Raw genomic sequence first — 26,779 nt, 5'->3', positions numbered from 1 at the left:
TCGTGAATTGTCATTCGGGGTTGGTTGAGAGGATGACTTTGCCCAGCGCTCGTCGACTCATGACTTCCTCGAGTGCGGTAGGAGCATTGATCAGCTGGTGGATGCTGTTCACATGAGGAGACAGAGCGCCACCGTCGTACATGTCGAAGAGCGCTCGCATGTTGTCCGCGTTGCACTCCGGATTACGCTTCGCCCATGCGCCCCAGAGAACTCCATGTAGCGCCCCGCCAACGACGAGGAGGCGATTCATGCCGATCTTCGGAATCTGCCCCGAAGCGTAGCCAACCGTCAAATATCTTCCTGCGGTGGATAATGCGCGCACCGCTGTAGCGGCGTGATCTCCACCGACCGGGTCGTACACCACGTCTACACCGGACGGTGCGACCTGTGCGACTCGTTCGCGAAGGTTGCCCGTTGTGTAGTTGATCAACTCGTCTGCTCCATGTTGCTTACAGACCTCGAGTTTCGCTTCGGAGGACGCCGCCGCCACCACGCGTGCACCCAATGCTTTGCCGATCTCGATTGCGGTGAGCCCGACGCCCCCGGAGGCACCCAGGACGAGCAATGTCTCTCCTGGTTGGATCGCAGCTCGGTCGACGAGTGCGTGGTAGGACGTTCCGTAGGTAACCACGAATCCGGCAGCGTCGGAGAAACTCATGGAATCAGGGATGACAAAGACCTTGTCACTGGTGACCGCCACGAGTTCCGCGTATCCGCCCATGCCGCAGAAGGCCATGACTCGCATCCCCGGGGTGACCCCTTGGACGTCCGAGCCGACACTGTGCACTACACCCGCGACTTCCGACCCTGGAATGAAGGGGAGTGGGGGTTTAGTTTGATACGTTCCGGCGACGATCAACCCGTCGGGAAAATTGACACCCGCCGCCTTGACCGAGACGAGAACTTGGTTCGGTGTCGGCGTGGGATCGTCAATTTCTGTGAACTGCAGTTGATTCGGCAACCCCAGCTGGGTACATACGTGCGCCTTCACGGCCGCTCCGAAGGTACGAGGGGCGTCCGCACGAAGGTTGCCCACGCCTTGACCGCCAATCCGCCGGTCTGCCGCGTGCAGGCGAGTTCGACGTCGATCTTGTCACCTTCGTCGTCCGCATAGGTTCGTTCGACAAGCGCTGAGCATGTCAGAGTGTCTTCGGGCCAAACCTGTTCGAGGAACCGAACTCGTATCGCTCGGATGTTCTCTGCACCCAGCCAATCGGTGGCGAAGGTGGCCAGGAGCCCAGCTTGGAACATCCCGACCGAAAACGGACTCGGGTACCCCGCCGCCTCGGCGAAAACTTGGTCGTGATGAATCGGATTCATGTCTCCCGACGCACCTTGGTACCTGACGAAATCGGTGCGGGATACCGGACCGACAACCCACGGGGTCGGGACTGACACTGTGTTGATCAAGATTCCTCCACAGTCGGTCGAGCAGTTTCCACTCCGGTCATAGTTGCCCGAGCAATGAGATTTCCCTGTTCGTCTTCGAAATCCGTTGTCATCACGGCAAAAGTCATCTCGCCGCCCTTCCGTCCCTGCTTCGTGTAGATGTCGACGATCCGCGAAGTGCAGTTCAGACGAGTACCTGCGCGGGGAGGTGGACCGAAGAACTCGTACTTCTGTTCGGCATGGAGTCCGCGTTTGCCGTCGAGCTCTACCTTCCGCCACGGATCCGAGCCCCCTGTCTGCCAGAGGAGGGTCGTGGTGAGAAACGTCGGGGGCACTACCGGGAACTCGTCTTCGACATAGTTCCGATTGCTCGAATACGTGGCAACGGCGAACTCACGAATCTTGCCGCGCTCGATGTCCATACGGAACGGGGTGCCCGTGATACCTAGTGACTCTTTGTCGACCACAGCTTCTCCTTCAGACCCCATGGGTGGCTATGCATGTTGGCTACTTACCGAAACGACTTCGCCCGTCATGTACGACGAGTAGTCGCTTGCAAGAAAGACCATGACGTTTGCGACCTCCCACGGCTGTGCCGCACGACCGAAAGCCTCACTCTTGCTGAGCTGTTCGAGCAGTTCGTCGCTGGTCACCTTGGCAAGGTGAGGATGCATCGCGATGCTCGGTGCAACCGCGTTGACCCGGATTCCGTGCGGTGCCACGTCGAGGGCAGAGCATCGTGTGAGCGCCATGACGCCGGCTTTCGCTGCGGCGTAGTGCGACTGCCCTTCCTGCGCACGCCAGCCGATGACCGACGCGTTGTTGACGATCACCCCCGACCCTCGTGGAATCATGACTCTCAACACTGATCGTGTGGTGCGGAAAGTGCTCGTCAGGGTCACATCGAGTACCGAACACCACTGCTCGTCGGTCATACTTTGAATGCTCGCCGTCCCGCCGAGGCCTGCGTTGTTGATGAGGACGTCGATGGATCCATACTCGGCAACCACCCGATCGACCATTGCGTCGATCTGCTGATTGTCCGTGACATCGCAAGGAACAGTGAGTGGGCGGGTGCCGAACTCGGACTCGATGCGGTCGGCGGCCGCGATCAATCTGCGCTCATGCCGGTCACTGATCGCCAGTCGGGCACCTTCGGCAGCAAAGCGTTGTGCCGCTGCGAATCCGATTCCAGTTCCCGCTGCTGCTGTCACCAGAACGGATTTGCCTTCAGCAAGGCCGTGTCCCGGACCAGGGATCGGCGCAGTCGTCTCAGACAATTTCACTCATCGCCTCTGTCAACTCTTCCACCGTCCATCGCGAGTCTCTGGCGATGGTCTTTCCGTACTGCCACCCGAGAAACTGGCGGACTTCGCCGCCTTTGGCGTAAAACACCTGACCAGTGGCGGGGCACTTCTCGGTGAGCAGATAGGCCACAACTGGCGAGACGTTGCCTGGATGATAGGTGTCGAATGCACTCGGATCGTCAGGTGCTGCAACAAGTTCCTTGATACCGGGAACGTTCTCGGTCATCCGTGTCCTGGCCACAGGCGTAATTGCGTTGACTCGCACACCGTATCGGGCGACCTCCTGTGCGAGGATCGTTGTCAACGCTGCGATCCCGGCCTTCGCGGCGCCGTAGTTGCTCTGACCGACGGCACCGAGCAGCCCGGAGGTGCTCGATACGTTCACGATCGACGCCGCGACGGTTTCGCCCGACTTCGAACGCTCGCGCCAGTAGTTGCCGAATACAGTGCAGGGCGCGAATGTAGCGCGTAGTTGTCCCGAGATCACGTCGTCCCAATCGGCCTCGGGCATGTTCAGAAACATTCGATCACGCAGGATGCCGGCATTGTTGACCAGGCCGTCGACCGAGCCGAATGCCTCGAGGGCGAGGTCCAGGAGTTCGCTCGCGCCGTCGATCGTCGTGACGTCCGCGACACTGGCAACTGCGATTCCTCCGGCCGCGACGATTTCGTCGACGACCGATGCCGCAATACTGATGTCGTTTCCGTGGCCGTCCGGTCCGGCGCCGGTGTCGTCGACAACCACTTTTGCGCCTTCGGCCGCAAGTAGCAGGGCGTGCTCCCGGCCCAAACCACGACCGGCGCCGGTTACTATGATTACTCGATCTTTCAGCTGATTCATTTCAGTTCGTTGTTCCTTTCACGTTTTCAGTTGACAAGACTCGACTGTCCAATTCGGGTGCGGGTGTGAGTCGAGCAAGGACGGCCTCCGCGTCCTGCATGATGCGTTCGACGAGTTCTGCGCTACTGGGGATGTCGTCGATCAGTCCGACGACCTGCCCGGTCGCCATGACTCCGATATCCGTGCGGCCGTCGAGGAGTGCGGATCGGTACAGCATCGGTGCGTTGGCGGCCATCACAACTTGCCGCCAGCCGAGTTCGTGGCTCTTCCGCATTTCCAGGCCTTCACGTATCAACTTCGACCAGGGTGTTCCCGAGAGACGTTGGAAAGCAACAGCATTGCGGGCAGCACGTAACATGCGCGTCGGTCCGTGGCTTGATTCGAGTTGATCGATCGTTCCTGCGCGCAGCACACGCTGAGGAACCCCGTCGATCTCGAGTGTGACCACGGTGTCGTTGACCGACTTCGAGAGATAGACATCTTTGACTGCCTGAGACACCGGCGAATCGCTGGTGAGCATGAAGCGAGTCCCCATCGCGATTCCGTCTGCACCGTAGGCGAGTGCTGAGACGAGACCTCGGCCGTCGAAATATCCGCCTGCCGCGATCACGGGGATGTCGACGGCGTCGACTACCTGTGGCAGAAGCAAACTCGTGGGGACTGCGCCTGTGTGTCCGCCGCCCTCGCCGCCTTGAACGACAACTGCGTCAACTCCCCACGCTGCAACTTTCTCGGCATGTCTGCGAGCTCCGATCGACGGCACGACAACAAGGCCTGCATCTTTGAGTCGGCCGATCAGCGCCTGGTTCGGTGCGAGCGCAAAGGAGGCGATCTTGACCCCCGATCGAATGAGAAGTTTGATTCTGCGATCGATGTCGTCCTGGTTGGCTCGCAAGTTCACGCCGAATGGTTGGTCGGTGCGGTCTTTGACGTAATCGATGGCTCTGACGAGTTCGTCGTAGGTCAGCATCGCCCCGGCGATGATTCCCAAACCGCCGGCTTTGGTTGTGGCCGCCGTAAGTCGGGCGTCCGAGACGTACCCCATGCCGGTCTGCACAATCGGATACTTCACACCGAAGAGTTCGCAGATACGGGTGTGCAGTGGCCCGGTACCTGAGTTCGGCACGGTCATGCCGGTACTTCCTTGTCACGTAGGTTCCGTGGATCGATGACGTTGCGAATCAGGTCGAGTTCCTCGCTTGTGGGGGTTCGAGTAGTGGGTACGGCTTTGGGCAGGTGGAGTTCGAACCCGGTTGCGGCTACTACTTCGTCGACGGTTACGCCGGGGTGAGTCGACACCAGACGCAACTGTCCGCTATCCGGCTCGAAGTCCAGAACTGCGAGATTTGTGACAACTCGTCGTAACTCGTGGTATCGGCTGGCCGACGGTCCGGCCTTGCGTGCATTGTCGTTTCCGACACCGGAAACCATGTCGACCTGTGAAGTGAGAACGCGTGCACTGTGTTTCGGCACCCAGTAACTTGTCGGGTGATGCACGGTATTGCTCGGCGCTCCGCGGACTCCCAAGAGTTGCACTGTCGGCCGCGAATGATCACCTATCGCGGAGATGTTGCAGTTCCCATAGGAATCGAGCTGCGTGGGAATCATCATGATGTGCCGTTTGCCATTCCAGACGAGATTGAAGATCTGGTTGAAGGGCAACCACGATTCGACCTCGCCTGCCGGAGTTCGGTCGACGGCCCACGTGCCGCGCACGGCTGACGCTTCTCCGTCGGACAAAACGAGATCGGGTTCGAAAGTGTGACGCGCCAATCGCACACCGATTGCAGGTATCACGCCGAATGCGCTCGCGATCACTTCACCGTTGCCTCGGTACGCCTCGGCGCACGCGATCGCGCAGACCTCTGCCCGAGTGGCGTCACTCATGCCGGCACTCCTTCGAATTCCGCAGCGACGAGTCTCTGGTAGTCGGCCTCGGAGCCGGACAGATATCGGTCGACGAAGCGTTGCCAAGCTTCTGGATCTTTTGCTGCAGTGGCATATTCGAGTTGGAAAGCCTCGTCACGATCGTAGTCGGGTACGCAGGATGTGAAATGCGCACCACCTGGAGCGTGAACGACTCCCGATACAAGCAACCGGGGAATTCGAATCGTCGACGGATGTGCATCCGCGGTCAACTCCGCAGTGGGAACCACTTGTTCGCAAGAGACATAGACCGATTCGGCAGCTAGGCAGAACAGGTCGTCGAAGTACAGGTCCGGCCCGAGGTATTGGGCATTGCCATGCATGTCCGCGCGGTTCATATGTACCAGCGCGGCATCGAGGGGGAGCGCCGGCATCGCAACCAATGATTCGCCCGCATAAGGATCGACGATCGTCTGCAGTTCCGGATTCACCCGGAGGACGTCGGAACCGAGTCCCGCGCGAGTCGGCAGGTAGGGCATACGGATCCCGGCCGCGTACAGGCCCCATTGGAGCATGCCCTCGTCGTATTCGCTGACCTCGATACGACCAGCCTGTCGGGCTGCTCTGAAGTGAGGGTCCAGGGGTATCGAGTCCAGCGAGACGAAACCGAACACAACCTTTCGAACCTTTTCGGCTGCGCACAACAACCCCACATCAGCTCCGCCGTACGACACAACGGTCAGATCGGTCAGTTCTGACTTGAGGATCTCTCGGATGAGTGACATCGGCTTCCGGCGCGAACCCCACCCGCCGATTCCGATTGTCATTCCCGATCTCAGTCGACTTACGACATCTGCTTCCGACATTGTCTTGTCCGACACGCGTCCGTCCTCTCCTGGTATTTCACGAGCGCTCAAAGTCTCGTATCAAACGTTTGCTACGCGGTACGGAGCGACTGTAGCAAACGTTTGATTCGCGGTATAGAGTCAAAATTGCAACCTCGTCAGAGGTGACACGTGAAGACTCGTCAGGAGGACTTGAATGGAATGGTCGGATCGTCACGACTTGATACTCGAACAGGCTGCAGAACTGTTCGCCACCAAGGGGATCGCGGGCACCAAAGTTCGCGATATCGCTGATGCGGTGGGAATTCTGTCCGGAAGCCTTTATCACTACTTCCCATCGAAGGATGCAATCGCGAATACGATTGTCACACAATATCTTCAGGCGCTCACGAGCGCATACGGGTCGATCCTGGAATCTGCCGGTGACCCACGTACTCGCCTCGGTTCGCTGGTTCGAGCTTCGTTTCAGGTCAGTCAGGCGCACCCACACGCCTCCGAGATCTATCAGAACAACAGCACCTATCTCCGGAAACTTGACTCCTATCACGACATCCGTGAGGCCGCCCGTAGCACCAAGGACGCCTGGATCGCTGTTATCGAATCCGGAATGAGCGCAGGCGAGTTTCGATCGGACCTGCCGGCGGAGATTCTCTACGGACTGATTCGCGACGCTGTGTGGTTGTCGCTCCGATGGTTCAGCCCCACAGAGGAGTTCGGTCTTTCAGAGCTCGCCGATGCCGTCGTTTCGGTGTTTCTCGACGGCATCGATGCGCCGCTGAAATCAGCATCTGTCGGAAGTGGTCCCGCGCGTGAGGGTGTGAGGTCGTGAACCTGGCACCGCAGGGCGACAACGGTTTGTGTGAGCCCCTGGTGGCGGCGTGGTTCCGTGAGTATCTGCCCGATGCCACGCAAGGATTGCTCGAATTCGAACGGATCGCCGGTGGACGCTCGAACCTGACTTACTCGGTGAGCGACGAGGCAGGTTCTCGATGGGTGCTACGTCGACCCCCGCTCGGAATCAGGCATGCATCCGCCCATGATGTAATTCGCGAAGCTGACATCCTCGAGCGACTGCAGAACGTGCCGGTTCCGTCACCGATCGTTGTAGGCAAGTGCATTGACGAATCTGTGACTGGTGCTCCGTTCTTTGTCATGGACTTCATCGACGGCGCAGTCCTGCGTGATCCGGAGGTAGTACGCGCGAAAATCCCGTACGAAACGCGAGCCGGATTGGCCGCGGAACTGGTTCGCAATCTTGCCGCCCTGCACTCGGTCGACCCTCGTGAGATCGGATGGAATGCTCTGGCCGATCGGACGGACTACATCGATCGTCAGTTGAATCGGTGGTTGCGGAACTGGAAGGGCGATCGTGTGCGAGATAGCCTCGACCTCGAACGCACACATGCCAAGTTGTCTCGAAATATTCCCCCTCAGTGCAGTAGCAGCGTCGTGCACGGTGACTTTCGCCTTGACAACTGCATTGTCGGCGCCGACGGCGTGATCGCCGGAATACTGGATTGGGAACTGGCCACGGTGGGTGACCCCTTGGCAGACCTGGGCCAACTGTTGGTCTATTGGGCCGAACCCGATGACGATGTTTGTGCATTGGAGAATGCTCCGACTCGAATCGAAGGTTTCCCGTCGCGCGATGAGCTGTTGGACGTCTATATCTCTGCGGCCCAACAAGATGCGGACTTCAATATCGACTTCTACATTGCGTTCAACTGGTGGAAGATCGCATGCATTGTCGAGGGTGTGTACAGCCGCACGCTACGTGGCGCGATGGGCGAAATCGAGCGGTCGGCGGAATCGTTCGGCGCCCAGGCGGACAGGCTTGCGGCACAAGCGTGGCGAATGGCCCAACGGATTTGACGGAAATCTTCCGTGCGACTTTCTGGTCTAGTGGAATATGCCTCCGGGGCAACGTATTTCGCCCTTCTCTGTTCATGTTGCGGCGTTAACGTCCACCGTGATCCTTCTGTGAATGCTCCTGAGGTTTTTCTCTTCACACCCGATGTCAACATGGCACAATTTGTCACACTGAGATCGTTCGAACATCCGACGGTGACGGACGGCCTGGTGTCGCGGTGCTGTTGCAGCGGGCCGTAACCAGTAAGCCCGGTAGCGCTTTTCGGCTCCACGTGCCCCACATGCACCATAAATTGTGGGAATGACTTCAAGGAATTCGCATGCAAGCTTCCGCTCGTGCAGACGCTACGACCCCGGCGGGTTCCTGGATCGACTGGCGTCGGTCATGGATGCTTTCGAAGTGTCCGGACAGCTCACTCTCAGTCAAGTTTCGCGAATTACCGGCTTGCCTCGTTCGTCGGTGCATCGCATGCTCGAGCAGCTCGTCGCCAAGAAGTGGCTCCGGCGGGATGGCACTGATTACTGCCTTGGAATCAGATTGATGGAGCTGGGAAGCCTTGCAATACAACAGGATCGATTGTATTCGGTCGCTTTGCCCTTCCTCCGCGAGTTGCATCGAGTGACCGGACTGGTAGTGCAGTTCGGAGTGCTGGACGCGCCGGATGTCGTTTACCTCGACAAGATCGGCGGAATGCTGTCCGGTGTAGTTCCTACTCGTGTCGGCGAACGTTCTTCGGCCGACAGGTCGGCTCTTGGACGTGCGCTCCTTGCGTTCGGAGGCTCCCCTGTGGGCGCTGAAGCGCCGATGACTCTAAGGCAGGAACTCAGTCGAATACGTGATACCGGCGTAGCGTACGGCGCGGGGCTGTTGAGTCCCGGCCTCAATTGCGTTGCTGCACCGGTTGGGCCGCAAGGAAACGCGATTGCTGCCGTTGCTGTTTCCGGTCCGTCCGCGATGCTCAAACTCGACTACCGAAGTGCGGTACCTGTCCGCCTTGTAGCGTCATCGATTTGGGGGGCGGTTGGCCAAACTGCGACACATTTCGATGTTCAACGCACCATGCGTGAACTGCGAGCGTTGCCGTCGGCGGGACCCAGGCGTATGCGTTCGTGAACGTCGATGATCCGTAGACTTGGTCCTGCGCTGCCGCCTCGAATCGCGTCAAATGGCGATGGGGGTGAGACGAGGCTGGCCTGGCGTCTCGATGTCCAGTCGGTGGCGGAACTGATCGAATGCGAAGTGGACGGTTCATGGCTTCCGCAGCCGATGCCAGGGTTCTTCCTGTTCAACTCCGAAGCACGGTGGCGCACCGTGCGATACTGGCATGAGCATGGTTCAGTGTCTAACTCCCCGTCGCTCACCCAACGGCGGAAGGAGCAGGCAAAGTTGGAGATATCACGTTGTGCTGCAGAGCTTTTTGTCCTTCGCGGCGAGAATCCGGTGACTGCCGAGGGCATTGCACGCGCAGCTGGAATCGGACTTCGCACGTTCTATCGATACTTCGGACGAAGGAAGATGCGGTGAGGCCGATACTCGCCAACGGGATCGACGAATGGCTCGGGTATATCGCGTCCAGTTCGCCGGGTACGCCTGTTGTTCAGGTGCTGGCATCCGCCGCCCGCGTCGCACTGAATTCACCTGCTGCAACACCCGATGCGATTGCGTTGATTCGCCGACTTCGAAGGATTGTTCCTGGCGATCCGGCGCTTCGGAACGCGTGGTGAGCTTGGTCAACGACACCGAGACTGCATTGGTGCTCGTACTGCGTGATTTGATGGGACCCGGCGCAGACCCACTGGAAGTGCGTTTGCTTGCAATTGCGGCGAACACGGCCCAGCGGATGGCCGTTGTCGCGTGGGTTGACGGGGACTCCCCGGCGTATGGCGACGGCTCGCCTGCGGAAGTTGCGATGAGGTGTATTCGCATTCTGACCGCGGGACTGGGGCACGTGTCGACCTGAACGCCACTGGCCTTGTCGCATTCGTATTGATCGGCGCTGAACGAACTGGCCGTTCTACTTCCGCATTTTTCTAGAACGTGTTCTACTTTATTGAAGGTTGGCGGGCTATCAATGGAGGCGGAAGATCATGGGTCAGGTTCTGGACAACATCTCACAGTTCGCCGACGAGATCCGCGCCGACGGGGTCGAGGGCGACAAGCTGATGCGCTTGACGGACGGCAGCGCGAAGCGTTTGCGCGACGCCGGCGTCATCCGGATGTTGCAGCCGAAGGAGTTCGGAGGCCTCGAGGCGCATCCGCGTGAATTCGCCGAGACGGCAATGGCTATCGGTGCGATGGATGGTGCCACGGGCTGGGTCAGCGGCATCGTCGGTGTGCATCCGTGGGAGCTTGCGTTCTTCGACCGCAAGGCTCAGGAAGAGGTGTGGGGAACCGATCCTGATACGTGGATGGCGTCGCCGTATGCGCCGATGGGTGTGGCGAGGCCGGTCGAGGGTGGGTACATCCTCAACGGTCGTTGGTCGTTCTCGTCCGGTACCGATCATTGTGACTGGATCATGATCGGTGCGATGGTCGGTGACGAGTCCGGTAAGCCGTTGATGCCGCCGAAGATTCTGCACGTGTTGTTGCCGCGTTCGGATTACGACATCGACCAGGACAGCTGGAATGTCGTGGGTCTGCGCGGTACGGGGTCGAAGGATCTGATCGTCAAGGATGCGTTCTTGCCGACTTACCGCACGATCGACGCCGGAAAGGTTTTCGACGGGACGGCGTGGAAGGAAGCGGGTCGTACGGAGACGTTGTACAAGTTCCCGTTCTCGTGCATTTTCCCGTTGGGGATCACTTCGTCGTTGATCGGTATCGCCGAAGGTGCGTTGGCGTGCAACATGGCGGCGCAGCGTGAGCGTGTGACGGTCAGTGGTGTTCCGATCAAGGAAGATCCGTACGTGCTGTTCGCGATCGGTGAGGCGGCGGCCGAGATCGCTGCTTCTCGGGCTGCGATCTTGGAGACGGTGGATCGTTTTTGGGACATGACGGAGAAGGGGCAGGAAGTTTCGTTCGAGCTTCGTGCGATCGGTCGGCGTACGCAGACTGCTGCGGCGTGGCGGGCGGTGCGGGCGGTGGACGAGATCTTTGCTCGTTCCGGTGGTGGGGCTTTGCAGTTGAGCACGCCGATGCAGCGGTTCTGGCGTGATGCGCATGCCGGTTTGGCGCACGCGATCCATGTACCCGGTTCCATTTTCCATGCGTCGACGCTCTCGCAGCTCGGTGGCGAGCCGAAGGGCATCCACAGGGCAATGATCTGAGCCGTCCTGGGGACACCCGGAGGTGTCCCCATCGCGGTTTTCGTGGGGGTCGATGAGCATGTCGGTGAATCTGGTCGATGACCTCGGACTGTCCGCAGAACCCGCATCGGAGTGACGGCCAACGCGCAATGTGGGTTATAGGGCAAACACCGATAGGCTGGCGGTCATGGCTGAGTTCATTTACACGATGAAGAAGGTGCGCAAGGCGCACGGTGACAAGGTCATCCTCGATGACGTCACGATGAGCTTTTACCCCGGCGCGAAGATCGGTGTCGTCGGACCGAACGGCGCTGGTAAATCCAGCATCCTCAAGATCATGGCCGGACTGGACCAGCCGGGCAACGGCGAGGCATTCCTGGCTCCGGGCGCGACCGTCGGCATCCTCATGCAGGAGCCGGAGCTCGACGAGACCAAGACTGTTCGCGAGAACGTCGAGGACGGTCTCGGAGAGACGATGGTCCAGCTCAAGCGGTACAACGAGATCGCCGAGCTGATGGCTACGGATTACTCCGACGAGCTCATGGAAGAGATGGGCGAGCTGCAGGAGAAGCTCGATCACGCAGATGCGTGGGAGATCGACTCGCAGCTCGAGCAGGCTATGGACGCCCTGCGCTGCCCCCCGCCGGAAGAGATGGTCACCCACCTCTCCGGTGGTGAGAAGCGACGCGTTGCGCTCTGCAAGCTGCTGCTGAGCAAGCCCGACCTCCTGCTCCTCGATGAGCCCACCAACCACCTCGACGCCGAATCTGTCCTGTGGCTCGAGCAGCATCTCGCTGCTTACCCCGGCGCAATCCTCGCCGTGACTCACGATCGCTACTTCCTCGATCACGTCGCGCAGTGGATCTGTGAAGTCGACCGCGGACGCCTGTACCCGTACGAGGGCAACTACTCCACCTACCTGGAGCAGAAGGCTGCACGCCTCGAAGTTGCCGGCAAGAAGGATCAGAAGCTGCAGAAGCGCCTCAAGGACGAGCTCGCATGGGTTCGTTCCGGCGCCAAGGCCCGCCAGGCCAAGAACAAGGCTCGTCTCGATCGCTACGAGGAAATGGCGAACGAAGCCGAGAAGACGCGCAAGCTCGACTTCGACGAGATCCAGATCCCGGCACCGCCGCGCCTGGGTGACGTGGTCGTGGAGGTCTCGAACCTCGACAAGGGCTTCGACGGTCGCGTTCTGATCAAGGATCTCTCGTTCACGTTGCCGCGCAACGGAATTGTCGGCGTCATCGGCCCCAACGGCGTCGGTAAGACGACGCTGTTCAAGACCATCGTCGGTCTCGAGGAGCCTGACGCCGGTGAGGTCAAGATCGGTCAGACGGTCAAGCTGAGCTACGTCGACCAGAACCGTTCCGGAATCGACCCCAAGAAGACGGTCTGGGAGACCGTGTCGGACGGGCTCGATTTCATCGTCGTCGGCCAGACCGAGTTCCCCTCGCGCGCGTACATCAGCTCGTTCGGTTTCAAGGGCCACGATCAGCAGAAGCCGGCCGGCGTCCTCTCCGGTGGTGAGCGCAACCGCCTGAACCTGGCGATGACGCTCAAGCAGGGCGGCAACCTGATCCTGCTCGATGAGCCCACCAACGACCTCGACGTCGAAACCCTCGGCTCGCTGGAGAACGCTCTCGAAGAGTTCCCCGGCTGCGCCGTCGTGATCTCGCACGATCGCTGGTTCCTGGACCGGACCTGTACCCACATCCTCGCGTGGGAAGGTGGCTTCGGCGACAACGAGGCAGCTTGGTACTGGTACGAGGGCAACTTCGAGGGCTACGAGGCGAACAAGGTCGAGCGACTCGGCCCCGACGCCGCACGCCCGCACCGCGTGACTCACCGCAAGCTCACCAGGGACTGATCCGGTGTCCGACGTATACACAGCGCAGATCCAGGTCCGGTGGGGCGATTCCGACCGGTTGGGTCACGTCAACAACACGCGTTACGTCGAGTACATGCAGGAAGCGCGCATCCAGTTTCTGGAAGCGAAACTGGCGCCGCTCGGCGGCCGGCCGGGATACCTCGTGGTTCGAAAGATGACCGTCGAGTTCCTCAAGCCGGTCACCGATCGGTCCGGTCCCTTGAATGTGGAGATCTTCACGACTCACGTCGGGACTTCCTCGTTCACGGTTCGGCACGTCATCCGTGACAACGCGGGTGTCGAATGCGCTTTCGGCGACGCGTTGATGGTCGGATTCGACACGGTGTCCGAAAAGTCCAGACCGCTGGCGGACAGCGAACGCGCGGTGCTCGAAGCATCGCTTGTTCAGATGACGACATCGTAGATTTCGTTTCTCAGTTCACCCTAGGTACTGGTTGCCGCGGCTAGTCTCGAGTCAGAGATTGGTCGCGGCGATCAGAACCCACAAGGATGTGAGCCAGGAATGACAGACCGTGTACGGCAGCAGGGCACAGGCTTCGACGAAGCGACGTTGTTGACGCGTCTTCGCGAGGCCTTTTTCACGCATATCGACGAGGGTGACAGCGATGACGTCATCAACGGTCGATCGGATCGAGTCCTGCTCGCGCATCTTGCGCTCGGGAGGCAGCGGACCCCGGGCACGGCCGTATGGCGTGTGTACCGCCCGTCAGGATCCGAGGGTCTCGGCGCTGCCGTCCAGATCGTCACCGACGACATGTCGTTGCTCGTCGAGTCCGTTACCGCGATGCTCAACCGACAAGGTGTGGGAATCAGTCAATTCGCCCATCCGATCCTGACGGTTGAACGCGATGACTCGGGCAATCTGATGTCCTTGGGCGACAGCGGTATCCAAGAATCCTGGATGCACGTCCAGTTGGACTCCGAAGTCGAGGATTCCGCTCTCGACGCGATCGAAGCACACCTCGGCAAGGTGCTCGCGGACGTCCGCCAGGTGGTTGGTGACACCCCGGACATGAAGGCATTGCAACTGCGCGTTGCCGACGAGTTGGAGAGTGCCGCAGAAACTGCCTCCGGGAGGATCACCCCCGAAGAATTCTCCGATACCGCTCGGCTGCTGCGGTGGATGGCGGACGGAAACTATGCCGTGCTCGGATACCGGCGATTCGAGGGTACGAAGGACGGTTCACGCACGGTCGCCGGCAGCGGGCTCGGCGTGCTGCGCTCCGACGCGGTCACCGAAGGCCCGATGAGTTTGCCTCCCGTCGCAGATCTCCCGGATCGACCGCTTCTGGTCCTGACGCAGGGATCGTTCCCCGCCACGGTGCACCGCGCTGTCTACCCGTACTTCGTGGGTGTCTCGATCCTCGACGACGAGGGAAACATCGTGGGGGAGCACAGATTCCTGGGTGTGTTCACCGTGGTCGCACTCCACGAGAACGTCCTCGCGATTCCTCTGATCGAGCGCCGCGTTCGCGAAGTCATCGCGCGTGCCGGTGTCGACCTGCATTCGTACTCCGGTCAGGCGATGCTCGAGGTCATCCAGTCGTTCCCACGCACCGAGTTGTTCTCGAGCGACGCCGAGACCTTGTTCGAGACCGTCCACGCCGTGCACAGCATCGGGCTGCGTCGACAGGTGCGACTCTTTGTCCGCGAGGACACGTTCGGACGCTTCGTGTCCTGCTTGGTGTACCTACCCCGCGACCGGTACACGACGCGGGTGCGACTGGCGATGCAAAACCTGCTGTGGCGCGAATTCGGACCAGGCACAGTCGATTACACCGCCCGGGTTACCGAGAACGATCTTGCGCTGTTGCACGTGACGATCCGGCGCGATCCGGACAGTGAGCCGGTTCATCTGGATGTCTCCGAGGCCAACCGCGAGCGAGTTCAGGCTCTGTTGACCGAAGTCAGTCGTAGCTGGGACGACCGCATCAACGACCTTGTTCGTGAAAGTCCGGGTGTGGATCCGGAACTGGTGCAGCGGTATTCGCGGGTGCTTCCCGATGGATACAAGGAGGACTTCGAACCGTCACGCGCGTTGGCCGACATCGCCCGACTCGAGGCGTTGGCGCCAGGCGCGATCGACGTACTGCTCTATCGTGCTGTGGACTCCGCGCCCGGTGCCTGGCGCTTCACGCTCTTCGTCGGCGGCGACGGTATCTCGTTGAGCCAGGTGCTACCGGTGCTGCAGTCACTCGGCGTCGAAGTTCTCGACGAGCGGCCGCACGTCGTGCAGCGACTCGACGGCGTTCAGTGCTGGATCTACGATTTCGGATTGTCGGTACCGGCGGATCTTCGGGCGTCGGTCGAGATCGACCTCGATGCGCAGGTGCCGCTCGAGACCAGTACCGCCCCGCTGACCGAGGTCCAGAAGCGATTCACGGCTGCATTCGGTGCAGTCTGGTTCGGCCGGGCAGAAGCTGACCGATTCAACGAGTTGGTGCTGCGGGCCGGAATGTCCTGGCGGCAAGCCGTGGTGCTGCGTGCTTACGCAAAGTATCTGCGCCAGGCCACATTTCCATACAGTCAGTTCCACATCGAAGGAATCGCGCTTACACACCCGCAGACCGCGTTTGCATTGGTGCAGTTGTTCGAGGCGATGTTCGACCCCGAGAAGCAGGACGACATTCGCGTCGCCGAATTGGACGAGCAGTTGCGTGCGTCCATCGACGAGGTACTCAGCTTGGATGCCGATCGCATTCTGCGTGGAATGTTCTCCTTGGTGAAGGCGACCTTGCGTACCAATTTCTACGTCGTCGACGCCGATGGCCGCTCTCGCGACTACCTGTCGGTCAAGCTCGATCCCTCACGGATCAGCGAGTTGCCCAAGCCGCGGCCGGCTTTCGAGATCTACGTGTACTCACCCGAGGTCGAAGGCGTCCACCTGCGATTCGGCGCAGTCGCGCGCGGCGGGCTCCGCTGGTCCGACCGGCGCGAGGATTTCCGCACCGAGGTGCTCGGCTTGGTGAAGGCTCAGGCCGTCAAGAACGCGGTGATCGTGCCGGTCGGCGCCAAGGGCGGCTTCGTCGTGAAGAATCCGCCTCTGCCGACGGGTGATCCGGCCGTTGATCGAATGGTGACGCTGGAAACCGGCAAGGCCTGCTACACCACGTTCATCTCCGGATTGCTCGACATCACCGACAACGTGCACGCGGCTACCGGCGAAGTTGTGACGCCGGATCGAGTGGTGCGCAAGGACGATCAGGATCGCTACCTGGTGGTCGCCGCGGACAAGGGCACGGCGACGTTCTCGGATCTCGCCAATTCGGTTGCCGCCAAGTACGACTTCTGGCTCGGCGACGCGTTTGCCTCCGGTGGCTCCGTGGGATACGACCACAAGGGCATGGGTATCACCGCTCGCGGCGCCTGGGAAAGCGTCAAGCGGCACTTCCGCGAACTCGGGGTTGACACGCAGACCGAGGATTTCACGACGGTAGGCGTCGGCGACATGAGCGGAGACGTGTTCGGCAACGGAATGCTCCTCAGTCGGCACATCCGTCTGGTGGGCGCGTTCGATCATCGACACATCTTCCTCGATCCGAACCCGGATGCAGCGAGCTCGTTCGTCGAACGTCAACGACTTTTCGAGTTGCCACGGTCGTCATGGGCCGACTATGACAAGAGCCTGATCAGTGAAGGTGGCGGCGTCTGGGACCGCACGGTCAAGTCGGTTCCGATCGCCGAAAGCGTCCGGATCGCACTGGGTCTGGCCGAGGGGGTCACGAAGCTCTCGCCGCCGGAATTGATGCAGGCGATTCTGTCGGCACCGGTGGATCTGCTGTGGAACGGCGGAATCGGTACATACGTCAAAGCGTCGACCGAGACCAATGCGCAGGTTGGCGACAAGAGTAACGACGCCGTGCGTGTCGACGGTCAAGATCTGCGGGTCAAGGTGATCGGGGAGGGCGGCAACCTCGGCGTCACTGCTCTGGGAAGAATCGAGTTCAGCGCCAGCGGCGGTCACATCAACACCGACGCCATCGACAACTCGGCCGGCGTCGACTGCTCCGATCACGAAGTGAACATCAAGATTCTTCTCGATTCGCTCGTGCGTTCGCAGTTACTGCCCACGCAGGAACGGAATCCGTTGCTGGCGTCGATGACCGACGACGTGGCGGCGCTGGTGTTGGCGGACAACATTGCTCAGAACGCGCTGCTCGGAATCTCCCGCGTGACCGCTTCTCAGATGCTCGGTGTTCACCGCCGCCAGTTGACGGATCTGACCAAGGCACGTGGCCTTGACCGCAAGCTCGAGGCGTTGCCGACCGACAAGGAGATCGAGCGTCGACTCGAGGCCGGTGTGGGTCTGACGTCGCCGGAATTGGCGACGCTGACGGCGCACGTGAAGCTTTCACTCAAGGACGATCTGCTCGCAACCGAGTTGCCGGACAACGATTTCTTCGCCCAGCAGATCCCGCAGTACTTCCCGACCGCTGTTCGCGATCGGTTCGAAACGGAGATCAAGGCACACCCGTTGCGGCGGCAGATCGTCGCGACGATGCTCGTGAACGAAGTGATCGACAACGGCGGAATCACGTACGCCTACCGCTTGGCCGAGGAGACCGGAGCGAGCAGTACGGACTCGATCCGTGCCTACGCCGCTGTGCGAGAGGTGTTTGCGCTCGACGAGGTGTGGTCGCGAATCCGCTCGGCGGGCGTCAGTGCAGAGATCGAAAACGAGTTGATCGTTGAGTCGTGCCGCTTGCTCGACCGCGCGTCGCGGTGGTTCCTGGCCAATCGGCCCCAGCCGATCGCCGTCGGCGCCGAGGTTGCGCGTTACTCGGCGGCGTATCGGGCTACGGCACCTCTGGTCCCGGGGCTGCTTGCGGGCCATCAACTCGACGATCTGCTGGTGCGGGCTCAATCGGTGATCGATCGCGGGGCTCCGGAAGCGTTGGCGCTGGACGTGTTCCGACTGCTGGATGTCTACTGCCTGCTCGACATCGCGGATATCGCCGACATCGCAGATCACGACATCGCCGAAGTTGCGGAGCTGTACTACGCCTTGGACGCGCATCTGGGAATCGACTGGTTGCTGAGCGCGGTCTCGGGACTCGAGCGCGGCGATCGATGGCACTCGCTCGCGAGGCTCGCGTTGCGAGACGACCTCTACAGTTCGCTTCGGCAGCTGACGATGGAGGTTCTGGCCGGCGGCGAGCCGGGGGAGTCGCCGCAGGAGAAGATCGACGAATGGGAGTCGACCAACGCCTCGCGTCTGAGCCGGGCGAGGGCAGCTCTCGTCGAGATCTTCGAGTCTGGGACGCTTGACCTCGCGACGCTCTCGGTGGCGGCGCGTCAGGTTCGTAGCATGGTGCGCAGCATGGGCACCCGATCGGAGGTAGGACGTTGAGCGAAGGATTCCACGCCGAAGTTGTGGTTCGGTGGTCCGACATGGATGCCTTCCAGCACATCAACCACGCACGGATGGTGACGTTGCTCGAAGAGGCGCGGATTCCTTGGTTGTTCGAAGACTCGCGCCCGACGGTCACCCTGCGTGACGGGGCCGTGATTGCCGATCTCCACGTGCGTTATCGCGGTCAACTGCGGCACGACGATTCGCCGCTCGACGTCTTCATGTGGGTGGAAAAGGTGCGCGCGGTGGACTTCACCATCGCGTACGAGGTTCGCCCCCGCGGTGCGCATCTCAGTGTCCCGCCGTCCATCGTGGCGTCGACTCAGATCGCGGCCTTCGATATCGACACTCAACGTTTGCGTCGCCTCAGCGTTCCCGAGCGCGAGTACTTGGAGAGCTGGCAACGTGCATGAACGTGTACTGACCGTGCCCGAGGAGGCCGAGCGAAAGAACTTGGCCGGCTTCATCGGTCATGCCTTGCGTTTGGACGAGTCCACGGTCATCCGGATGCGTCGACGCGGAGATGCTCACCTGAGCGTTTGGGCGTCAACGGGTTTCGACGCTCTCGCTACGCGCACTGTGGCGGGCACCATCAACCCTGACGACACCTCGGCTGCCGGCGATCAGTTGCTCTCGGCGGTGGAGCAGGCGACAAGTGAGCTGATCGATCCGGGGTTCGCCATGGATTCGGCGTGGCGTGGGGCGTTGCCGCCGATGGACGGCTTCGAGCACCTGGACGACGTACCCGCCCGGGTGCTGATCGAACTGGCGCAGCGGGGCAACGCCTTGGCACTGGAGCATGGAAGTAGTCACGGTCCGCCGGCGTCGTTGCTCGATCAGGACGTGCTCGAGGTCAGTGGTCCGTCCGGCACGGTCGGGATCTCGATGCGGGTTATTTTTGCCTTGACCGCAATGGGATTCGTTCCGCACGCCGGGTCCGAGGCGATGACCGCCGACATCGACCTCGAGCAGATCGACGCCTCGGAACTGGTTCGGGTGCGGGCGAGCAAATCCTGGGTGCGGCTCGATGCACGGTTCGGTTCGATCTACCGTCACCGCGGTGGTTCGATACCGCTGATGGTCGCACGATAGGAGTTCAGGTGGCGGGTGCGGTGTTCTCTCAGATCAGCCACGCCGCAGCGTTGACGGGTAGTTGACCGTCGACGAGTGGTGCGCTGCTCAACAGTAGCTGCCCGCTCGGCAGTGCGATCGGCACCTCCGTGGTGTTGAGAGCACAGATCAGACCACCGCGTCGACGGAAAGCGAGGCAGCCGGGGGGACTGCCGTACCAATCGATGTCGGCGCCGGAGAACTCCGGCCTGGCGCTACGAAGTTCGAGGGCGGCGCGATACAGCGAGAGCATCGAGTCGACGTCCTCGATCTGCGCCTCCACCGTGAGTGTCGACCACTCGCGTGGCATCGGCAACCAGGTGCTCGCACCGGTGGTGAATCCGAACGGGGGTTCGCTTCCTTCCCACGGAAGGGGCACTCGGCAGCCGTCGCGTCCTCGCTCGGCATGTCCGGATCGTTCCCAGACCGGGTCCTGTAGTGCCTCGTCGGGCAGGTCGACGTTCGGCAGGCCGAGTTCGGCTCCGTTGTAGATGAAGCTCGCGCCCGGAAGCGCCAGTTCGACGAGGATCATCGCCCGTGCGCGTTGGGTTCCGATCTCACCCCCGCCGTAGCGCGTGACTTCACGTTCGACGTCGTGATTCGACAGCGTCCACGTGGGCACACCCCCGACCTCGGCGACGGCCGCAAGAGAGTTCTCCACGGCCTCCCGGACGGACTCGGCGGAGAATTCGGTTTCTGCAAGTCGGAAGTTGAATCCGAGATGCAGTTCGTCTGGCCGGATGTATTCGCCGAACTTCTGGTTGTCCTTCACCCAGATCTCGCCGACGGTCATCGCCTCCGGGAACTCGTCCATGACCTTGCGGATGCCGCGGTGGATTTCGTGAACTGCCGGGTTGTTGAACCGCGGGTCGTCGTCGGAATTGCGCATGAGCTCGTTGAGCTCCCAGTCGTGGTCCGGCAAACCGTCGGGCTTGGCCATTCCGTGGGCCACGTCGATGCGGAATCCGTCGATTCCGCGCTCGAGCCAGAACCGCAGAGTCTTGGCGAGGTCGTCGAAGACCTCGGGGTTGTCCCAGTTCAGGTCGGGCTGTTCCTTGGCGAAGATGTGCAGGTACCACTGGCCGGGTGTTCCGTCGGCTTCGGTGACGCGGGTCCATGCCGGGCCGCCGAAGATGCTCGGCCAGTTGTTCGGCGGTTCGTTGCCGTTTTCACCTTTGCCGTCTCGGAAGATGTAACGGGATCGCTCCGCAGAACCGGGCGCCGACGCCAGGGCTGCCTTGAACCACTCGTGCTGATCACTCGTGTGGTTCGGGACCAAGTCCATGGTGACCTTGATTCCGCGTTCGTGGGCTGACGTGATCAGTGAATCCATCGTCGCCAGATCACCGAACAGGGGATCGATGTCGCGAGGATCCGAGACGTCGTAGCCGTGGTCTGCCATCGGTGACTTCATCACCGGGCTCAACCAGATTGCATCGATGCCGAGCAGTTCGAGGTAGCCGAGTTTCTCCTCGACTCCGCCGAGGTCGCCGATACCGTCGCTGCCCGAATCGGCAAAGGAACGCGGATAGATCTGATAGAAGACCGCCTCGTTCCACCACGGGGCTTCGGGCCGGCTTACAGAGGACGAATCCGCGGGGGTGCTCACAGCAGTTCATAGTGCCAAACGTCTGGCACTCTCACGACTTGGACACGGCAAAAGCGTGACTCTTTACCTAGCCTTGGTGTACTTTGCATTCACGCGGTGACACCATGTGGCAACTTTGGTGTTACTGCCGGGGGAGAAGTATTCGGGAATTCAACCAAGGGGGCTTGGCCTTGACTTTGTCGGCAATCGAAGCGGTCAGTTTGGATCATGTACTGCTCGAGGATGATCCGATCAACCGCGACTGGATAATCTTCGGCACACCGGTTGCACGGTCGGCGCAATGGTCGGCGAGTAAAGACGGGACCACGACTACACACGTCTGGGATTGCACGAAGGGGCGCTTCCGCTGGTACTTCCACGCGGACGAAATCGTGCACATCATCGAAGGGTCGGTCACCGTTCAGGCCGACGGAATCGCCGAGCGAACCCTGAGTGTCGGCGATGCCGCACTCTTCCGTGCGGGCAGTTGGTCGGAGTGGGAGGTCGAAGAGTACGTGCGCAAGCATGCAATCTTGAGTTCGCCCCTGCATCCCACGGTGTCGTTCGGTTTACGAGCAGTCCGCCGGGTCGCGCGCGTGTTCAGGCCGAAGGCTAGGTAGACGGTCAGATAGCGGAGTTCACCATGGACGCGGCAGCCATCTCCATGTAGTCGATCAACTGCTTGCGGTGCACCGGGCTCAGAGTCTTCTCGTCGATGGACGCGATGGCGACGTGCATGCACCGCAGCCACGCATCACGCTCGATCGGGCCGATCACGAATGGATTGTGGCGCATCCGCAGACGCGGGTGTCCACGCTCCTCCGAGTACGTGTGCGGTCCGCCCCAGTACTGCTCGAGGAACATCCGCATCCGCCGCTCGGCCGGGCCGAGATCGGCCTCGGGGTAGAGCGGGCGCACAACCTCGTCCTTCGCGACTTCTTCGTAAAATCGCGCGGTGAGCTTGTGAAACGTCTCGGCTCCGCCGACGGCGTCGTAGAAGGTCTGCTGCACGTCGTGCTGTACGTCATTCATGGCAAGTTCCATTGTGCCTGACGGCCGTAGTGGTCGGTTTCCGGGTCGACGACGGTTGTATCGAGTCGGAGTGCGTACCCATTCACCGGAAATTCACCGGCCGTCCTGGCAATTTTGTTCGAAATGGGAGTGCGTAACGCGATCATCCGTGGTCAACTTGGGGGCAGTCTCCCGGAGGTCGTATGAAGAACCGACATGCTGCACGCAATCACCGACAACTCCAGCCCACTAGCGCGCGGAACGACCACGCGTTAGGGGCTGTTCTGGAAGTTGTTCCTGACGGGTTCGCGCACACTGCCGACCCACTCTTTTCCGACGAGCATTCTCACCTCGAGATGTTCCCTCCCGATCGCGTAGTCCCCGAGTGGGTGAAACGTCGGGTGCTACTGCTCAACGTCACGTACGAACCGCTGACCGCCCTTCCTGCCAGGCGCGCGGTCGTACTGATGGCCTGCGGCAAGGCCGATACCGTCCACGAGGACGAACAGGGCCCGGTAGTCCATTCCGCGGACTGGTCGGTGCAGGTTCCCTCGGTCATTCGATTGCGCACCTACGTGCGCGTTCCGTATCGCGCCCGCATCCCCATGACTCGTGCCGCGCTGATGCATCGTGACCACTTCCGATGTGCGTACTGCGGAGCCAAAGCCGAAACCATCGACCACGTCGTTCCTCGCAGCAGAGGTGGCGGGCATTCGTGGGAGAACTGCGTCGCGTGCTGTGCCCCCTGCAATCACCGCAAGGCAGACAAGATGCTCAGCGAACTCGGATGGACCCTCCGTGCGGAATTGGTCCCGCCGTCCGGACCTCACTGGCGTCTGCTCGCGGCGACCAAGGAATTGCATCCGGCGTGGATGCCGTATCTCGGCGTGGGCGCAGCCTGAGCAATGTGTCGGCGTGGGCGCAGCCTGAATTGAGTTCTAGCGTCACCGAAACGAAATTGCCCGAGAATTTGTGGCCCTGACGCTTTCCTTCCTGGCGTTCTGGGCTACGTTATCTGGTGTGAGCATTCTCGAGGTAGTACTGATATACGTTGGGATTCCGGCCTTGATCACCGCGTTCTTCGCGGCTGCGTCCTTCCTCGGGAAGAAGACGCCGGGACCGGTTCCGCCGGCGTTCCATCTCGGTGAGTCGTGGGATCACGCTCCCGTGCTGTGGAGTGCTGTCGACGAGGTCACCGTTCGCGGTGGCCATCACGGCAGTGCACACGCAATCGAAGCCGGTTCGGCTGATCTGATCGGAGGGTCCGCAAGTGGCAAGTGGTGATCATTCGACCGCGCTCGCAGTAGCGCCCGAGGACCTGCCCGTCGGCAGCGTCGTCACGTCCAGTGGACGCGTATCCGGTGTGCATCGCATCGGCGAGCCGTTCACCGACGATCTTCCGTTCGAGACCATGGATCTGGTCGCGCTCGACGTCGCGATGACCGAAGCGACGCGGGCCACCAAGGTGCGGTTCAACGCGTACGTCGGTGATCTCGGTTCTGATCCGGCAGCGGGTGCCGACGCATTGTTCCCGACCACGCCCGAAGCCGAGCGTTCCGTCCTGATCGCCGTTTCGCCCAACCAGCGCACCGTCGAGGTTCGCAGCGGTCGGGCAATCGCCGATCGGGTCACCGATCGTGTTACCCAGCTCGGAGCAACGGCAGCTGTTGCATCCTTCAGTGAAGGCAACCTGATCGACGGACTGATCAGTGCCATCCGCGTTATGGCAGCCGCAATTTCAGCGCCGTAACTGTTTGTCAGACACAGGCCGGTGCCGGCTTCGATTCGTGAGAATCGACGCGGGCACCGGCCTTTCGCATGTCAGCTCGCGTCGAACTTTCGTGCTGCGAGTGAACGAACCACGCCGGCCTGGCCTTCGACGACCAGGCGACGCAACGCGGGAGGGATGTCGCCTTCGAGGAACCGGTCTGCTGCCGCTACGGATTCGTCCGAGATCGACCACGACGGGTACAGCCCGATGACGACCGTCTGTGCCACTTCGCTCGAGCGTCGTTCCCACACCGCCGCGATATCGGCGAAGTAGCGGGAGACGAAGGGCTCGAGCAATTCGTCCTGGCCTTCGCGAGCGAACCCGCCGATGATCGATCGCGCGGTGATGTTGGGCACGGAGTCGTCGCCGACGACCTTTGCCCAGACCTCTTCCTTGACAGCGACCTGCGGACGTCCGGCCGCGGCCGCCGCGGCTTGACGAGCGCCCGCAGCGGTCGGGTCACGCTGAGCTTCGGCGTCGATGAATGGAGTTGCGGTTCCTTCGGCGTCGATCTCACCGGCGGCCGCGAGTGCCCCGACGATGCGCCAGCGCAGGTCCGTGTCGACGATCAGGCCGTCGAGCCCAACGGTGGAGGGATCGGCGTCGAGCAATTCGCGCAGTACCTCGGTGTGCCACGGGGAGAGTGCTGCGCCGGTGAGTGCGTTGACGAATGCCAGCTGGTGGTCGGACCCGGCCTCTGCCTCACGTGCGAGTTCGAGCAACCGATTGGCGAAGCTCGCCGCGCCTTCGGCCTCGGCCCAGGCCGGATCTGCGTAGGAGCCGATGGCGGTTTGGGCTTGGAGCAAGAGACGTTGCACCACACCGACTTCGGTCTCCGAACTGATGCCGCGCTCGACCAGCGCGACGAAGTCGCGTGCCTTCAGTTCGGCTTGACGGGTCATTTCCCACGCCGCCGACCAGACCAGGGTGCGGGGGAGTGAGTCGGTGATGTCGCCGACCCGCTCGATCGCCGTCGCCAACGATTCGGGATCGAGTCGCACGGAGCCGTAGGTGAGATCGTCGTCGTTGACCAACACGAGTGCACCGCGGGCGACGCCGACAAGTTCGGGGACATCCGTGCTTTCCGCGGCATCGAGGTCGAGTTCGACGCGATGGCTTCGCACCAACTTGCCGTCGACGTCGTCGTAGATTCCGATGGCGATCCGGTGGATTCGACGCTCCCCGGCGCCTGGTGCAGCACCGTCCTGCAGGACGGCGAAGCGGGTGAACTTTCCGTCTGCGTCGACATCGAAGTCGGGGCGCAGGATGTTCAAACCGGTGGTCTTGAGCCACTGCCGACCCCAGTCGGAAAGGTCACGGCCCGAGGACTTTTCGAGTGAGCCCAGCAGATCGTCGAAGGTTGCGTTTCCGAATGCGTGCTCACGGAAGTACTCACGCAGTCCGGCGAGGAACGGCTCGAGTCCGACGTATGCCACCAACTGCTTGAGGACGCTGGCGCCCTTCGCGTACGTGATGCCGTCGAAGTTCACCTCGACGGCGGCCAGGTCCGGAATGTCCGCGGCAATCGGGTGCGTCGACGGCAACTGGTCCTGGCGGTACGCCCACGACTTCTCGACGTTGGCGAACGTCGTCCAGGCGTTCGTGTACTCCGTGGCCTCGGTCTGGCACAGGACCGAAGCGAAGGTCGCGAACGACTCGTTGAGCCACAGGTCGTCCCACCACGCCATCGTGACGAGGTCGCCGAACCACATGTGCGCCATTTCGTGCAGGACCGTTTCGGCACGACGTTCGTACGAGTAGCGGGTCACCTTGGAGCGGAAGACGTAGTCCTCGAGGAATGTCACGGCGCCGGCATTCTCCATCGCGCCGGCATTGAATTCGGGGACGAAGAGCTGGTCGTACTTGCCGAAAGCATAGGGAACACCGAAGTTGCGGTGATAGAAGTCGAATCCCTGCTTGGTCTCGGTGAACAGTCGCTCCTCGTCCATGAACTCGGCCAGCGAAGCGCGGCAGAAGATTCCGAGCGGGATGTCGCCGTGCTCGTCGGAGTAGTTGTCGGTCCACTGCGCGTAGGGACCGGCGATGAGCGCCACCAGGTACGTGCTCATCTTCGGGGTGGTCCTGAAGACGTGCTTGCCGGGATCGGCGGCAAGGGTCTCGACGACCGCGGAGTTGGAGATGACCTTCCACGACGTGGGAGCGGTGACGCGGACGTCGAACGTGGCCTTGAGATCAGGCTGATCGAAGCACGCGAACATGCGCTTGGCGTCGGCCGTCTCGAACTGTGAATAGAGGTAGACGGAGTCATCGGTCGGGTCGACGAATCGGTGCAGTCCCTCGCCGGTGTGGGAGTAGATGCAATCGGCCTCGATGACCAACTCGTTGTCGGCAGCGAGATCAGGCAGGCTGATGCCCGTCGACTCGTCGTAGCCGGAGACGTCGAGCGCGGTGCCGTTGAGGACCGCGGAATGGACTCTGGCCGCGACGATGTCGATGAAGCTGCTTGCTCCGGCCGTGGCGGTGAACGTGACGGTGGTCTTCGAGGAGAACGTCTCCTCGCCGGGTGCGTCTTTGCCGTCGGTGAGATCGAGTTCGATCAGGTAGTTCTCGACGGTCAGGATTGCTGACCGTTGCGCTGCGGTTTCGCGTGTCAGGTTCGGTGCGACCACAAAGATCTCCTCGTAGATGGTGCGGATCTATTACGTCCATCCCATCACGAAGAGAACGACTTCAC

The 26,779-nt window shown here is 61.3% G+C and carries 27 protein-coding genes; 16 read left to right on the top strand and 11 right to left on the bottom strand.

The window, feature by feature from the left end:
- Positions 1-10: 10 nt before the first annotated feature.
- The 8 genes from AC1Q61_RS08710 to AC1Q61_RS08675 are packed head-to-tail and all read right to left on the bottom strand — an operon-like array spanning position 11 to position 6,284.
- Entirely contained in the window at positions 11-991 is a 981-nt protein-coding gene (locus AC1Q61_RS08710; protein WP_042446103.1) for an NADPH:quinone oxidoreductase family protein, read from the bottom strand.
- Complete coding sequence (locus AC1Q61_RS08705) at positions 988-1,410, bottom strand: MaoC/PaaZ C-terminal domain-containing protein (protein WP_030537578.1); 423 nt, start codon at positions 1,408-1,410, stop codon at positions 988-990. The genes AC1Q61_RS08710 and AC1Q61_RS08705 overlap by 4 nt, the downstream gene beginning before the upstream one ends.
- Positions 1,407-1,856, bottom strand: coding sequence for an FAS1-like dehydratase domain-containing protein (locus AC1Q61_RS08700; RefSeq protein ID WP_215515984.1), 450 nt, complete (start codon positions 1,854-1,856; stop codon positions 1,407-1,409). Before AC1Q61_RS08700 ends, AC1Q61_RS08705 begins: the two co-directional genes overlap by 4 nt.
- 27 nt (positions 1,857-1,883) lie before the next feature.
- On the bottom strand, positions 1,884-2,669 hold the full coding sequence (locus tag AC1Q61_RS08695) for an SDR family oxidoreductase (protein ID WP_202426741.1): 786 nt from the start codon (positions 2,667-2,669) through the stop codon (positions 1,884-1,886).
- Positions 2,662-3,537, bottom strand: a complete 876-nt coding sequence (locus tag AC1Q61_RS08690) for an SDR family NAD(P)-dependent oxidoreductase (RefSeq protein WP_007733359.1) — start codon at positions 3,535-3,537, stop codon at positions 2,662-2,664. Before AC1Q61_RS08690 ends, AC1Q61_RS08695 begins: the two co-directional genes overlap by 8 nt.
- Position 3,538: 1 nt before the next feature.
- The gene (locus AC1Q61_RS08685; protein ID WP_042923862.1) at positions 3,539-4,669 is read right to left on the bottom strand and encodes an NAD(P)H-dependent flavin oxidoreductase; all 1,131 of its coding nucleotides are present in this window, start codon (positions 4,667-4,669) and stop codon (positions 3,539-3,541) included.
- Positions 4,666-5,424, bottom strand: a complete 759-nt coding sequence (locus AC1Q61_RS08680; RefSeq protein ID WP_042446091.1) for a CoA-transferase subunit beta — start codon at positions 5,422-5,424, stop codon at positions 4,666-4,668. The genes AC1Q61_RS08685 and AC1Q61_RS08680 overlap by 4 nt, the downstream gene beginning before the upstream one ends.
- Entirely contained in the window at positions 5,421-6,284 is an 864-nt protein-coding gene (locus tag AC1Q61_RS08675; protein ID WP_007733364.1) for a CoA transferase subunit A, read from the bottom strand. The genes AC1Q61_RS08680 and AC1Q61_RS08675 overlap by 4 nt, the downstream gene beginning before the upstream one ends.
- A 160-nt stretch (positions 6,285-6,444) precedes the next feature.
- Here AC1Q61_RS08675 and AC1Q61_RS08670 point away from each other — a divergent pair, with 160 nt between their 5' ends.
- The 12 genes from AC1Q61_RS08670 to AC1Q61_RS08615 all read left to right on the top strand — a co-directional run bounded on the left by AC1Q61_RS08670 (position 6,445) and on the right by AC1Q61_RS08615 (position 19,696).
- Entirely contained in the window at positions 6,445-7,077 is a 633-nt protein-coding gene (locus AC1Q61_RS08670; RefSeq protein WP_007733365.1) for a TetR/AcrR family transcriptional regulator, read from the top strand.
- Positions 7,074-8,120, top strand: a complete 1,047-nt coding sequence (locus AC1Q61_RS08665) for a phosphotransferase family protein (protein ID WP_042446088.1) — start codon at positions 7,074-7,076, stop codon at positions 8,118-8,120. The genes AC1Q61_RS08670 and AC1Q61_RS08665 overlap by 4 nt, the downstream gene beginning before the upstream one ends.
- Positions 8,121-8,418: 298 nt before the next feature.
- Entirely contained in the window at positions 8,419-9,231 is an 813-nt protein-coding gene (locus AC1Q61_RS08660) for an IclR family transcriptional regulator (RefSeq protein WP_252194472.1), read from the top strand.
- A gap of 6 nt (positions 9,232-9,237) precedes the next feature.
- Positions 9,238-9,642, top strand: coding sequence for a TetR family transcriptional regulator (locus AC1Q61_RS08655; RefSeq protein WP_308251900.1), 405 nt, complete (start codon positions 9,238-9,240; stop codon positions 9,640-9,642).
- Complete coding sequence (locus tag AC1Q61_RS08650; RefSeq protein ID WP_252194471.1) at positions 9,639-9,842, top strand: hypothetical protein; 204 nt, start codon at positions 9,639-9,641, stop codon at positions 9,840-9,842. Before AC1Q61_RS08655 ends, AC1Q61_RS08650 begins: the two co-directional genes overlap by 4 nt.
- A complete protein-coding gene (locus AC1Q61_RS08645; protein WP_007733370.1) occupies positions 9,839-10,078 on the top strand; it encodes a hypothetical protein in 240 nt (79 codons plus the stop codon). Before AC1Q61_RS08650 ends, AC1Q61_RS08645 begins: the two co-directional genes overlap by 4 nt.
- Positions 10,079-10,205: 127 nt before the next feature.
- Positions 10,206-11,384, top strand: coding sequence for an acyl-CoA dehydrogenase family protein (locus tag AC1Q61_RS08640; RefSeq protein ID WP_042923855.1), 1,179 nt, complete (start codon positions 10,206-10,208; stop codon positions 11,382-11,384).
- Between the two features lie 166 nt (positions 11,385-11,550).
- On the top strand, positions 11,551-13,230 hold the full coding sequence (ettA, locus tag AC1Q61_RS08635; protein WP_007730925.1) for an energy-dependent translational throttle protein EttA: 1,680 nt from the start codon (positions 11,551-11,553) through the stop codon (positions 13,228-13,230).
- Positions 13,231-13,234: 4 nt separating this feature from the next.
- The gene (locus tag AC1Q61_RS08630; protein WP_003944475.1) at positions 13,235-13,654 is read left to right on the top strand and encodes an acyl-CoA thioesterase; all 420 of its coding nucleotides are present in this window, start codon (positions 13,235-13,237) and stop codon (positions 13,652-13,654) included.
- Between the two features lie 99 nt (positions 13,655-13,753).
- The gene (locus AC1Q61_RS08625) at positions 13,754-18,601 is read left to right on the top strand and encodes an NAD-glutamate dehydrogenase (RefSeq protein ID WP_215515983.1); all 4,848 of its coding nucleotides are present in this window, start codon (positions 13,754-13,756) and stop codon (positions 18,599-18,601) included.
- Complete coding sequence (locus AC1Q61_RS08620) at positions 18,598-19,017, top strand: acyl-CoA thioesterase (protein ID WP_492650882.1); 420 nt, start codon at positions 18,598-18,600, stop codon at positions 19,015-19,017. The genes AC1Q61_RS08625 and AC1Q61_RS08620 overlap by 4 nt, the downstream gene beginning before the upstream one ends.
- A complete protein-coding gene (locus AC1Q61_RS08615) occupies positions 19,010-19,696 on the top strand; it encodes a DUF8010 domain-containing protein (protein WP_007730934.1) in 687 nt (228 codons plus the stop codon). The genes AC1Q61_RS08620 and AC1Q61_RS08615 overlap by 8 nt, the downstream gene beginning before the upstream one ends.
- 28 nt (positions 19,697-19,724) lie before the next feature.
- Here the strand turns inward: AC1Q61_RS08615 and AC1Q61_RS08610 are convergent, their stop codons facing one another.
- Positions 19,725-21,323 carry a glycoside hydrolase family 13 protein gene (locus tag AC1Q61_RS08610; protein WP_030536650.1) on the bottom strand — a complete coding sequence of 533 codons (1,599 nt, stop codon included), beginning with the start codon at positions 21,321-21,323 and terminating at the stop codon, positions 19,725-19,727.
- 170 nt (positions 21,324-21,493) lie between these two features.
- Between AC1Q61_RS08610 and AC1Q61_RS08605 the strand changes: the two genes are divergently transcribed.
- Positions 21,494-21,922 (top strand): cupin domain-containing protein, encoded by a 429-nt coding sequence (locus AC1Q61_RS08605; protein WP_252194470.1) that lies wholly within the window; start codon positions 21,494-21,496, stop codon positions 21,920-21,922.
- Between the two features lie 4 nt (positions 21,923-21,926).
- Here the strand turns inward: AC1Q61_RS08605 and AC1Q61_RS08600 are convergent, their stop codons facing one another.
- Positions 21,927-22,334 carry a globin gene (locus AC1Q61_RS08600; protein ID WP_003944464.1) on the bottom strand — a complete coding sequence of 136 codons (408 nt, stop codon included), beginning with the start codon at positions 22,332-22,334 and terminating at the stop codon, positions 21,927-21,929.
- A 182-nt stretch (positions 22,335-22,516) separates the two neighbouring features.
- Between AC1Q61_RS08600 and AC1Q61_RS08595 the strand changes: the two genes are divergently transcribed.
- The 3 genes from AC1Q61_RS08595 (at position 22,517) to AC1Q61_RS08585 (ending at position 24,063) form a co-directional block, all read left to right on the top strand.
- On the top strand, positions 22,517-23,215 hold the full coding sequence (locus tag AC1Q61_RS08595; protein ID WP_003944465.1) for an HNH endonuclease: 699 nt from the start codon (positions 22,517-22,519) through the stop codon (positions 23,213-23,215).
- A 118-nt stretch (positions 23,216-23,333) separates the two neighbouring features.
- Complete coding sequence (gene ctaJ / locus AC1Q61_RS08590) at positions 23,334-23,597, top strand: aa3-type cytochrome oxidase subunit CtaJ (RefSeq protein WP_007730943.1); 264 nt, start codon at positions 23,334-23,336, stop codon at positions 23,595-23,597.
- On the top strand, positions 23,584-24,063 hold the full coding sequence (locus AC1Q61_RS08585) for a DUF5130 domain-containing protein (RefSeq protein ID WP_003944512.1): 480 nt from the start codon (positions 23,584-23,586) through the stop codon (positions 24,061-24,063). Before ctaJ ends, AC1Q61_RS08585 begins: the two co-directional genes overlap by 14 nt.
- Before the next feature lie 71 nt (positions 24,064-24,134).
- Here AC1Q61_RS08585 and pepN read toward each other — a convergent pair whose 3' ends face one another.
- Complete coding sequence (gene pepN, locus AC1Q61_RS08580; protein WP_211921242.1) at positions 24,135-26,714, bottom strand: aminopeptidase N; 2,580 nt, start codon at positions 26,712-26,714, stop codon at positions 24,135-24,137.
- Positions 26,715-26,779: the final 65 nt, after the last annotated feature.

The sequence above is a fragment of the Rhodococcus sp. MPR-R1B genome, assembly GCF_058793255.1.
This window is presented reverse-complemented; position numbering and strand designations above follow the sequence as displayed.

Coding starts and splice junctions, on each gene's coding strand:
- AC1Q61_RS08625 (WP_215515983.1), top strand. CDS start 13,754: ATGACAGACCGTGTACGGCAGCAGGGCACAGGCTTCGACGAAGCGACG.
- AC1Q61_RS08690 (WP_007733359.1), bottom strand. CDS start 3,537: ATGAATCAGCTGAAAGATCGAGTAATCATAGTAACCGGCGCCGGTCGT.
- AC1Q61_RS08680 (WP_042446091.1), bottom strand. CDS start 5,424: ATGAGTGACGCCACTCGGGCAGAGGTCTGCGCGATCGCGTGCGCCGAG.
- AC1Q61_RS08670 (WP_007733365.1), top strand. CDS start 6,445: ATGGAATGGTCGGATCGTCACGACTTGATACTCGAACAGGCTGCAGAA.
- ettA (WP_007730925.1), top strand. CDS start 11,551: ATGGCTGAGTTCATTTACACGATGAAGAAGGTGCGCAAGGCGCACGGT.
- AC1Q61_RS08655 (WP_308251900.1), top strand. CDS start 9,238: ATGATCCGTAGACTTGGTCCTGCGCTGCCGCCTCGAATCGCGTCAAAT.
- AC1Q61_RS08595 (WP_003944465.1), top strand. CDS start 22,517: ATGAAGAACCGACATGCTGCACGCAATCACCGACAACTCCAGCCCACT.
- AC1Q61_RS08685 (WP_042923862.1), bottom strand. CDS start 4,669: ATGACCGTGCCGAACTCAGGTACCGGGCCACTGCACACCCGTATCTGC.
- AC1Q61_RS08600 (WP_003944464.1), bottom strand. CDS start 22,334: ATGAATGACGTACAGCACGACGTGCAGCAGACCTTCTACGACGCCGTC.
- AC1Q61_RS08640 (WP_042923855.1), top strand. CDS start 10,206: ATGGGTCAGGTTCTGGACAACATCTCACAGTTCGCCGACGAGATCCGC.
- AC1Q61_RS08660 (WP_252194472.1), top strand. CDS start 8,419: ATGACTTCAAGGAATTCGCATGCAAGCTTCCGCTCGTGCAGACGCTAC.